At 63.3% G+C, this 9,977-nt stretch carries 11 protein-coding genes; 5 read left to right on the top strand and 6 right to left on the bottom strand.

The genetic code is table 11. The annotated features are described in order from the left end of the window. Positions 1-50 precede the first annotated feature (50 nt). Complete coding sequence (locus AC56K1_RS00735) at positions 51-551, top strand: hypothetical protein (protein ID WP_497155943.1); 501 nt, start codon at positions 51-53, stop codon at positions 549-551. A gap of 1 nt (position 552) precedes the next feature. Here the strand turns inward: AC56K1_RS00735 and AC56K1_RS00730 are convergent, their stop codons facing one another. The 6 genes from AC56K1_RS00730 to AC56K1_RS00705 form a co-directional block, all read right to left on the bottom strand. After that, positions 553-1,458, bottom strand: a complete 906-nt coding sequence (locus AC56K1_RS00730; protein WP_497155942.1) for an alpha/beta hydrolase — start codon at positions 1,456-1,458, stop codon at positions 553-555. A 291-nt stretch (positions 1,459-1,749) separates the two neighbouring features. Next, positions 1,750-2,613: a CDP-diacylglycerol--serine O-phosphatidyltransferase gene (gene pssA, locus AC56K1_RS00725; RefSeq protein ID WP_497155941.1), complete on the bottom strand. Its 864-nt coding sequence runs from the start codon at positions 2,611-2,613 to the stop codon at positions 1,750-1,752. A gap of 73 nt (positions 2,614-2,686) precedes the next feature. Then, entirely contained in the window at positions 2,687-3,457 is a 771-nt protein-coding gene (locus AC56K1_RS00720; RefSeq protein WP_497155940.1) for an SIMPL domain-containing protein, read from the bottom strand. A gap of 194 nt (positions 3,458-3,651) precedes the next feature. Then, a complete protein-coding gene (gene ilvC / locus AC56K1_RS00715; protein WP_497155939.1) occupies positions 3,652-4,668 on the bottom strand; it encodes a ketol-acid reductoisomerase in 1,017 nt (338 codons plus the stop codon). Between the two features lie 80 nt (positions 4,669-4,748). Continuing rightward, on the bottom strand, positions 4,749-5,240 hold the full coding sequence (gene ilvN / locus AC56K1_RS00710) for an acetolactate synthase small subunit (RefSeq protein WP_171081384.1): 492 nt from the start codon (positions 5,238-5,240) through the stop codon (positions 4,749-4,751). Continuing rightward, positions 5,240-6,967 (bottom strand): acetolactate synthase 3 catalytic subunit, encoded by a 1,728-nt coding sequence (locus AC56K1_RS00705; RefSeq protein ID WP_497155938.1) that lies wholly within the window; start codon positions 6,965-6,967, stop codon positions 5,240-5,242. Before AC56K1_RS00705 ends, ilvN begins: the two co-directional genes overlap by 1 nt. A 720-nt stretch (positions 6,968-7,687) precedes the next feature. Here AC56K1_RS00705 and AC56K1_RS00700 point away from each other — a divergent pair. Genes AC56K1_RS00700 through AC56K1_RS00685 form a run of 4 tightly spaced genes read left to right on the top strand, consistent with a single transcriptional unit; the run spans position 7,688 to position 9,903 of the window. Continuing rightward, positions 7,688-8,257: an RNA polymerase sigma factor gene (locus AC56K1_RS00700; RefSeq protein ID WP_497155937.1), complete on the top strand. Its 570-nt coding sequence runs from the start codon at positions 7,688-7,690 to the stop codon at positions 8,255-8,257. Beyond that, positions 8,254-8,658, top strand: a complete 405-nt coding sequence (locus AC56K1_RS00695; RefSeq protein WP_497155936.1) for a DUF3619 family protein — start codon at positions 8,254-8,256, stop codon at positions 8,656-8,658. The genes AC56K1_RS00700 and AC56K1_RS00695 overlap by 4 nt, the downstream gene beginning before the upstream one ends. Continuing rightward, on the top strand, positions 8,655-9,404 hold the full coding sequence (locus AC56K1_RS00690) for a DUF3106 domain-containing protein (RefSeq protein ID WP_497155935.1): 750 nt from the start codon (positions 8,655-8,657) through the stop codon (positions 9,402-9,404). Before AC56K1_RS00695 ends, AC56K1_RS00690 begins: the two co-directional genes overlap by 4 nt. Continuing rightward, positions 9,391-9,903, top strand: a complete 513-nt coding sequence (locus AC56K1_RS00685) for an RDD family protein (protein WP_497155934.1) — start codon at positions 9,391-9,393, stop codon at positions 9,901-9,903. Before AC56K1_RS00690 ends, AC56K1_RS00685 begins: the two co-directional genes overlap by 14 nt. Positions 9,904-9,977: the final 74 nt, after the last annotated feature.

Here is a 9,977-nt window from a genome sequence, read left to right as displayed (position 1 = left end):
CGGTGGAATGGCGCATCATGGGGTTGATGGACCGTTTGACGGAGGATTCGATGAAATCATTAGTCAAGATTACAACACTCGCCGCCCTCGTTTTGCTGGGCGGCTGCGCCGGCATGATCCGGCAGGCGCCCAGCCCGGGCGACCCGGTGGCCGTCGTGCAGCAAAAGATGGGAACGCCGACGGCGGTCTACCGCGATGGGGCCGACCAGGTTTTCGAGTACGCGACCGGGCCGATGGGCCAGCAGACCTTCATGGCGCGCATAGGCCCCGACGGGCGCCTCGGCGCCTACGAGCAGGTCCTGACCAGCGAGAAGTTCGCCACCGTGAAGGTCGATGCGGCGACCAGGGACGACATGCTGCGCACTTTCGGCCGGCCGGCCGAGGTCTCGCGCGTGGCGATGCGCGATTACGAAGTCTGGTCCTACCGCTACAAGGAAGCCGGCGTGTGGAACTCACTGATGCACGTGCACTTCGACCGCCAGGGCATCGTCCGGCAGATGATGAATGGGCCGGATCCCCTGTATGACCCACGTGACAGGCAGGGGCCTTGACTCAAGGCCCAGCTGCTGCGGCCTTCGAGCTACCCGGCTGGCGCCCGCCATCGCTGCGCACGAAGGCCTCCACCGCATCGAGCGTCGGCGCCAGGCGGTGCAAGGACGTCGACAGCGACGCGACCAGGGTGACGTGGTTGACGCCGTCGTAATACACCTCTTGTACCGGGACGTGTGCGGCGCGCAGGCGCGCAGCCAGTGCACCGGTATTGCGCGCAGGGTTCACGAGATTGTCCGTGTTTGCTGCGACCAGCAAGGCCGGCGGCGCCTTGCCGGTCACGTGGCCGGCCGGCTGCGAATCGGGCGGCGTGTCGGGGTAGAGAAAGACCGGACGCGTGGTGCGGTTCGTCACCGGCAGGAAGTCATACGGGCCCGCCAGGCCGATCCAGCCGCGCAGCGCCGCCGGCGTGCTCCCCTGCCTGCCCAGCCAGCGCGCGTCCAGCGCCAGCATGGCCGCGTTGTAGGCGCCGGCACTATGCCCCATCAGGAAGATGTTTGCAGGGTCGCCGCCATGCGCGGCGATCTCGCGCCGGGTCCAGGCCACGGCCTGCGCCGAGTCGTCGAGGAAGTCCGGATAACGCACTTCAGGGTACAGCCGGTAATCGGGAATGACCACCACGAAGCCGCGCGCCGCCAGGGCGCGGCCCACGAAGGCATAGTCCTTGCGCTCGCCGCTGACCCAGTTGCCGCCGTAGAAAAAGACGATGACGGGGGCGTTCGTGCTACCGGCAGCCGGCTGGTAGATGTCCAGCAAGCGCCGGTTGCCTGGGGCGTAGCGCAGGTCGGTGGTGGTGCGGGCTTCGCCCTTGGGCGAGACCGCGTTGACGAGGGAAAGCGGGGAGCAGGCGGAGAGTAAAGCGGCCAGTAACAGCGTGGCGGTGAAGACGGCGATGGCGGATTTGGGCATCAGGCGGGCCGGTGATGAGGATGGCCTGAGTATATGAGGGGGTGGCTTTATTGCAGCGCACGCCAGCTGGCCTTGGGCGTGGGTGCAAGGTGGTGTTCGTCCCTACGCGACGGATTTGGGTTCCGGCCTTCGCCGGAACGACGGTTTTTGGGACAACGATAAAAGCCGGCGCATCGTTGTTATACCGCGATCCTTAAAACCGTCATACCGGCGAAGGCGGGAGCAATGCCACTGGCACTGCTCCCTCCAAGTTTGCATGAGCACCCGCACCGCCAATGACGGCCCGGCCTCCTAGCGACGCACGCTGTCGTCCGGGTCGTCGTCGTTCGGGATGATGCTCACCGGTTTGCCCTTGGCGAAGCGCCAGATGAACACCGCGTAGCCCGACAAACCGTAGATCACGAAGATCGGCCACAGCACTTTCGGCGGGTCGATCGCCAGCAGCGCCAGGGCCAGGGCGATCAGGAACACCACGATGAAGGGCACCGACTTGCGGAAGTTCACGTCCTTGAAGCTGTAGAAGGGCACGTTCGACACCATCGTCAGGCCCGCGAACACGGCGATGGCCCAGCTCACCCAGTCTACCTGGCGCGAGCTGATGTTGATGTCGGGGTCGGTCATCATCATGATGAAGCCGACCACCAGCGCCGCTGCCGCCGGGCTGGGCAAGCCCTGGAAGAAGCGCTTGTCGACCACCTCGATATTGGTATTGAAGCGTGCCAGGCGCAGCGCGGCGCCCGCGCAATAGATGAAGGCTGCGATCCAGCCCAGCTTGCCCAGGCCGCGCAACGACCACTCGTAGATCACCAGTGCCGGGGCGGCCCCAAAAGAAACCATGTCCGACAGCGAGTCGTACTGGGCGCCGAATTCCGACTGGGTGTTGGTCAGGCGCGCGATGCGTCCGTCCAGGCCATCGAGGATCATCGCGATGAACACGGCCCAGCAGGCATGCTCGAAGCGCTGGTTCATCGCCATGACGATCGCGTAGAACCCGCAGAACAGCGCGCCGGTCGTGAACGCGTTGGGCAGCAGGTAGATGCCGCGGCCGCGCTCGCCCTGGATGCGGTCCTTGCGGCGTCCAAAGCGTTTCAGTCGCGAAAATCGTGGCGCTTTGGGGGCTACCCCTGGTGCTCTACGTCGTGGAAAATTTGGCATAAGGTTCCGTAGTCAAGTAATGCTGTTACCGCATTATAGAGGCGGAAACAGCATGTTAGCGAATCGCCAAGCTTTACTTGAATCGGACCTTGCCTACCAGACGCATCTGGAGCGTCGTTTCTCCTGGTTCAAAACTCGGTTCCGGCATCTGCTCGGCCATTTCGCGCTTGGCGCCCATCCGCATCATCATCGGTGCGCCTGCCGCCTGCGCGTCGCCCGCATAGTTGCCGGAACCCTCGAAATCGACTGTATCGAGCACGGCTTCGGCCGGGTTGCGCCCCATGGCGCCGGCGATCGAGGCAATGCGCGCGTTCAGGTTGCGGTAGGTGGCGGCAATGCGCTGGTCATCGAGCTTCTTTTCGGTTTCCGGGCTGAGACCGAAATTCACGCCGTTGATTTGCAGAACTTGTTGCGCTGCAGCGGCGGTTTTCGGCAGGTCGGCCAGGTTCTTCGTTGTCACTTCCAGGTACTGCCCCACGCGCCAGGCGATCGGCACCGGCTTGGCCGGGATACGCGTTGCCGGTTGCGGCATCGGCGGCACTTCGGGGTAAACCGGGTAGGTGTAATAGCCCATGGTCTTGAGCTCGGCCCTTGGGTCGGCGCGGCGCACGATGTCGGTGCCTTCCTTCATCTTGCGGTTGACGCGCGCGGCAGCGGCGTTCTTGTCCTTGTCGTGCTCTTCGACGGCAAAGGTGATCACGGCCTGGTCGTTGGCAGCTTTCACCTCGCCGAAGGCCGGCACCACGACCAGCGTGCCGGCGGTGGATGGCGCGGCGAGGGTTTGCGCCTGGGCCTGGAAGGCAAAAACGAGCGCAGCGGCGACGAGGGTTTTGGAAAGGTTCATTGTTGTTCTCCAGTGAGTTGCGGGTGTCCGCGTCACTTATACGATACTGTCTTCACAACTTCCATCGTATTTTTGTAATGGAAAGTTGCAACTGACTCGCAGGAGAAACAGGTGTCTCGATTTGTATAGGCAGTGGTCGAATTGTCGCTACCCGTAGGGTGGGCAGAAAACCTGCCCATCCTACGGGCCCTCGATCAATTCTTGCTTTGGTCGACCAGCTTGTTCTTCGCAATCCACGGCATCATCGCGCGCAGCTTCGCACCAACCTCTTCGATCGGATGCTCGGCCGTCAAGCGACGGCGCGAGATCAAGGTCGGCGCACCAGCCTTGTTCTCGAGGATGAAGCTCTTCGCGTACTCGCCAGTCTGGATGTCCTTCAGGCACTGACGCATCGCATCCTTGGTCGCCGAGGTGACGACCTTTGGTCCGGTGACGTACTCGCCGTATTCCGCGTTGTTCGAGATCGAGTAGTTCATGTTGGCGATGCCGCCCTCATAAATCAGGTCGACGATCAGCTTGAGCTCGTGGAGGCATTCGAAGTAAGCCATCTCCGGCGCGTAGCCCGCTTCGGTCAGGGTCTCGAAGCCGGCCTTGATCAGTTCGACGGCGCCGCCGCAGAGCACGGCCTGCTCGCCGAACAGGTCGGTCTCGGTCTCTTCGCGGAAGTTGGTCTCGATGATGCCGGCGCGCCCACCCCCATTGGCCATCGCATATGACAGCGCGATGTCGCGCGCCGAGCCGGATTTGTCCTGGTAGACGGCGATCAGGTGGGGCACGCCGCCACCCTGCTTGTAGGTGTTGCGCACGGTGTGGCCCGGGGCTTTCGGGGCGATCATGATCACGTCCAGATCGGCGCGCGGCACCACCTGGCCGTAGTGGACGTTGAAGCCGTGGGCGAAGGCCAGCACCGCACCCTGCCTGGCGTTCGGCTCGACGTTCTGCTTGTAGACTTCGGCGATGTTCTCGTCCGGCAGCAGGATCATGATGATGTCGGCAGCCTTGACCGCTTCATCGACCTCGGCGACCTTCAGGCCTGCCTGCTCGACCTTGTTCCACGAAGCGCCGCCGCGGCGCAGGCCGACGGTGACGTTGACGCCCGATTCGCTCAGGTTCTGTGCGTGGGCGTGGCCCTGCGAGCCGTAGCCGATGATGGCGACGTTCTTGCCTTTGATGAGGGAGAGGTCGCAGTCTTTGTCGTAGAAAACGTTCATGGTGATTCCTTAGTTTTTAAATGTGTGTGGTTGTTTGCGTTCGTTGAACGCGCGGTCGGCGGAGCCGACCACCCAACGAGTCAGACTTTCAGGATGCGTTCGCCGCGGCCGATGCCCGAGCCGCCGGTACGGACAGTCTCCAGGATCGAGGCGCGGTCGAGGGCGCCGATGAAGGCATCGAGCTTGCTCTTGGCGCCAGTCAGTTCGATCGTGTAGGTCTTCTCGGTCACGTCGATGATGCGGCCGCGGAAGATGTCGGCGGTGCGCTTGACTTCCTCGCGTTCCTTGCCGACCGCCCGCACCTTGATGAGCATGAGCTCGCGCTCGATGTGCTCGCCCTCGGTCAGGTCCACCACTTTCACCACTTCGATCAGGCGGTTCAGGTGCTTGGTGATCTGCTCGATGATGTCGTCCGAGCCGCTGGTGACGATGGTCATGCGCGACAGGGTCGCGTCTTCGGTCGGCGCCACGGTCAGGGTTTCGATGTTGTAGCCGCGTGCCGAGAACAGCCCCACCACGCGCGACAGCGCGCCGGCTTCGTTCTCGAGGAGGACGGAAATGATATGTCGCATTACAGGTCCTCCGAGCCGAGCAGCATTTCACTCAAGCCTGCGCCCGCCTTCACCATCGGCCAGACGTTCTCGCTCTGGTCGGTCAGGAAGTTCATGAACACCAGGCGGTCCTTCATCGCAAAGGCGTCGCGCAGCGAGCCCTCGACGTCGCCCGGCTTCTCGATGCGCATGCCCACGTGGCCATATGCCTCGGCCAGCTTTTCGAAGTCCGGCAGCGAATCCATGTAGGACTCGGAATAACGCGAGCCGTAGTCGATCTGCTGCCACTGGCGGACCATACCCAGGAAGCGGTTGTTCAGCAGGATGATCTTCGGCGTGAGGTGATACTGCTTGCAGGTCGCGAGCTCCTGGATGCACATCTGGATCGAGCCTTCGCCGGTCACGCAGGCCACCGTTGCGCCGGGGTTCGCCATCTGCACGCCCATTGCATACGGCAGGCCAACGCCCATGGTGCCCAGGCCACCGGAATTGATCCAGCGGCGCGGCTTGTCGAAGCCGTAATACTGCGCGGCCCACATCTGGTGCTGGCCGACGTCCGAGGTGATGAAGGCGTCGCCGTTCGTCACCCGGTGCAGCTGTTCGATCACCGACTGCGGCTTGATCAGCTCATCGGATGGCGCATACGCCAGGCAATCCTTGCCGCGCCATTCGGCGATCTGCTTCCACCAGCCCTGCAGCGCGTTGGTATTTGGCGATGCGGCATTGGCGTCTAGCTGCGCCAGCAGTTCGACCAGCACGTCCTTGACGTTGCCGACGATCGGGATGTCCACCTTGACGCGCTTGGAAATCGACGACGGATCGATGTCGATGTGGATGATCTTGCGCGGGTGCGAGGCGAAGTGCTTGGGGTTGCCGATGACGCGGTCGTCGAAACGGGCGCCGATCGCGATCAGGACGTCGCAGTTCTGCATCGCCATGTTCGCTTCATAGGTGCCGTGCATGCCCGGCATGCCGACATAGTGCGGGCTGCTCGCGCGCGAGCCGCCCAGGCCCATCAGCGTGTTCGTCACCGGGAAGCCGAGCTTGTCGACCATGCGGTTCAGTTCATCCGAGGCGTTCGCCAGGATCACGCCGCCGCCCGCGTAGATCATCGGGCGCTCGGCCTGCAGCAGCAGCTGCACGGCCTTGCGGATCTGGCCCGCATGGCCCTTGTCGACCGGCTTGTACGACCGCATCTCGATCTCGCGAGGATAGTCGTACACGCACTTGTGCATGCTGATGTCCTTCGGGATATCGACCAGCACGGGACCGGGACGGCCGGTGCGGGCGATGAAGAAGGCTTTCTTGATGGTGGTGGCCAGGTCCTTGACGTCCTTGACCAGGAAGTTGTGCTTGACCACCGGGCGGGTGATGCCGACGGTATCGCATTCCTGGAAGGCGTCCTGGCCGATCGCATGGCTCGGCACCTGGCCGGTAATGACGACCATCGGAATCGAATCCATGTAGGCCGTGGACAGGCCGGTGACGGCATTGGTCACGCCGGGACCCGAGGTGACCAGGGCGACGCCCACGGTGTTCGAGCTGCGCGAATAGGCGTCGGCGGCATGCACCGCGGCCTGTTCGTGGCGGACGAGGACGTGCTGGAATTTATCCTGCTTGAAAATGGCGTCGTAGATGTAGAGGACAGCCCCGCCGGGATAACCGAAGACGTGCTTGACGCCCTCTTCCGCGAGACAACGCACCACTATTTCAGCGCCCGTGATGGGGACTGATGCTTCGTTATTCATGTCATTCCTTTCAAGACCCAGAGGGTGTTTTGATCGGATGCCCGTTCCTAACGAAACGCGTCAACGCGCAACAGTGCTCATGCGTCCCTTCTCTCTGCGGTCACGTCTGTGGTTCAGGACGCCGTAGGGTCCTTACGCACGGGCGCTGGGCGCAACTCGTTCGGCTTGAGTGTCTGTGGCGGTCAATCGCATCTCTCGCGCTTTTGGCGCGGGTCGGAGCAAACTGCCTACAAATGAAAGCGCGTCAAACCGAACAAGGCCTTATGTGCCTGACCGGATGACCGGAGAGCTTCGGGGGTGCAAAGCGTCCAATCACATTACTGCGTTGCACCATTTTGGTCAAGACTTCAAGAAAAATAATTATTGCGGTCCAAGACAGGGCGATTGCAGGGAGCGAATGCCTGTCGTTTCAGGATACATTCGCAGGGTGGGCGGCGCCAATGTCGGACCCCGGAACGACAATACCCAGCCTAAACAGACAAGCCTATCCAGATCGGTGCACTGCAGTTTTTCTCGTTCCGGAACTGGTACTAGCCCGCCGATGAGCATGACCGCGGCCAGGCCGGCGCACACCTTATCAGCGAAACTTCATGCAGTTTTGCCATCCCGGACACTTCCCGCTGCGCCCTGCTGTGCGAATTCGGTGCATCGGACTTGGTTTTTTGCTAGGATTCGTGAGTTTTCCTCACGGCATCCGCTTGACCGCCCCTTTCACGACGCATGGCCACAGATAAAGAACTCAACGACTTCCTCGAGAATGTCGAACGGCGCGCGTTCAAGCAGGCGGTCTATGCGGTACGCAAGGACGAGTCGGCGCTCGACATCGTGCAGGACGCGATGATCAAGCTGGCCGAGAAATACGGCGACAAGCCGGCGGCCGAGCTGCCGATGCTGTTCCAGCGTATTTTGCAGACCACCATCCTCGACTACTTCCGCCGTGAAAAGGTGCGCAATACCTGGGTCAGTTTGTTCTCGGGCTTTAGCCGACCGGAAGGTGACGACGAGGAGTTTGATATACTGTCCTCCTATGAAGCCGAGGCTGGAACTGCCGCCGCCGAGTCGAGCGCGGACCAGTTTGAGCGCGCACAAACCTTGCGCATCATCGAACAAGAAGTAGAAAAGCTCCCGACGCGTCAACGGGAAGCCTTCCTCATGCGTTACTGGCAGGATATGGACGTGGCCGAGACGGCCGAAGCGATGGGTTGTTCCGAGGGGAGCGTCAAGACGCACTGCTCCCGCGCTAATCACGCTCTCGCCGCGGCGCTCAAGGCCAAGGGAATCAAGCTATGAACACGGACGACATCAATCTGGCGTACAAGATACGCCATGCCCTGAACGAGAACCTCGACGCGCTGCCGGCTGCAACCGGTGAGCGCCTGGCTGCCGCGCGTGCGCGTGCACTGTCGCGCAAGAAGGCCGATGCGCCGAAGGTAGCGACGCGCCAGGCCAGGTGGCCGCTGTTCGACATCCATGCCCTCTTCACCGGTCCGGCGCTGGCGCGACTGGCGGTGGCGGCGCCGATGCTGGCGCTGGTCTTCGGCATGGGCGGCGTCTACCAGTACGAGCAGCAGCAGCGCGTAGCCGCCATGGCCGAGATCGACGCCGCCGTGCTGGCCGACGAGCTGCCCCTGACGGCCTACCTCGACCAGGGCTTCAATGCCTACATGGAGTCGCAACAGCGCCAGCAATGACGAAGTCCGCTCGACAGCCTCGCATCGCCGTTGTTGCAACTGCGGCAGCGGTCTTGATTGCCGGGGCCGCGACCTGGGCGATATACAACCGGTCCGAATCGACGGCGCCCGCCGCGCGCGGCGCCGGCACCCCTGCAACCACCTCCGCCGGCGCCAAGCCAGCCGCCAAGACCCTCGACAAACCGCTCTGGCGCGAACTTACGCGCAGCCAGCAGGCCGCGCTCAAGCCGCTGCACGCGGAATGGGACGGCATGGACGGCATGCGCAAGCGCCGCTGGCTCGAGCTCTCGCACCGCTTCGCCTCGATGAACCCGGCCGAGCAAGGCCGCGTGCACGAGCGCATGCGCCAGTGGATGCGCCTGACCCCGGCCCAGCGCAACCTCGCGCGCGAAAACTACAGCAAGACCCGCAGGCTCGCGCCTGGTGAAAAAGCCGCCAACTGGGAAAGCTACAAGCAGCTCTCTCCCGAAGAACGGCGCAAGCTCGCGCGATCCGGCACGCCCCGTCCGCAGGGCGCGCCCGCCGTGCCGCAGGCGCCGGTCATCGAGATGCCGACTCCCTGCCCGCCGGGCGCCATGCGCCGCGGCACCGCCTGTATCCTGCCCACCGCCCCCGCGCCTTCCGCGGCGCCGGGCCCGGCCACCGTTCCGACCGTGACCACATCGATGCCGCCTGCCGCCGCGCCGGCGCCTGCACCCGCGACTCCTTCTTCCGCCGCCCCGTCCTCACCGAATGCAAGCAACTAGCCCTGTCATCGTCGCCACGCCGACCATCCGCCGCCGCATCTTTTCCATGCTGTATGAATTCTTCCTGCTGCTGGCGGTCCAGATCCTGGCCGTGGCGCTCTACCTGCTGGTGACCCTCAACAGCCAGCATCCGGTGGCCGAGCAGGGGCGCAACCTGTTCGTGCTGTTGGTGACGGCGGCCTATTTCATCTACTGCTGGACCGAGAGCGGGCACACCCTGGCCATGAAGACCTGGCGCATCAAGGTGGTGAAGCTGGGCTACGCCAAGGTGCCGTTCAAGACGGCGGCGCTGCGCTTCCTGTTTGCCTGGGGGTGGTTCCTGCCGGCGCTGCTGCTGTGCTGGGCGTTTGGGCTGCGCGGCAAGCAGGTGGCGTTTGCCTTGATGGCGGGGATTGCCGCGTGGGCGCTGACGGCCTTCCTGGACAAGGACCGGCAGTTCTTGCACGACCGGCTGGCGGGGACGAGGTTGATTGCGTTGCCGAAGGTGGTGCGGAAATAAAAAGGTTCGCGTAACGCGACGAAATTCGATCCCCGCCTTCGCGGGGATGACGGATCAAGGGGTAAGGGTAAGAA

Source organism: Telluria sp. ZB4P37 (assembly GCF_059685855.1).
The sequence above is the reverse complement of the archived record's forward strand: the minus strand, read 5'-3'. Positions and strand labels throughout refer to the sequence as shown.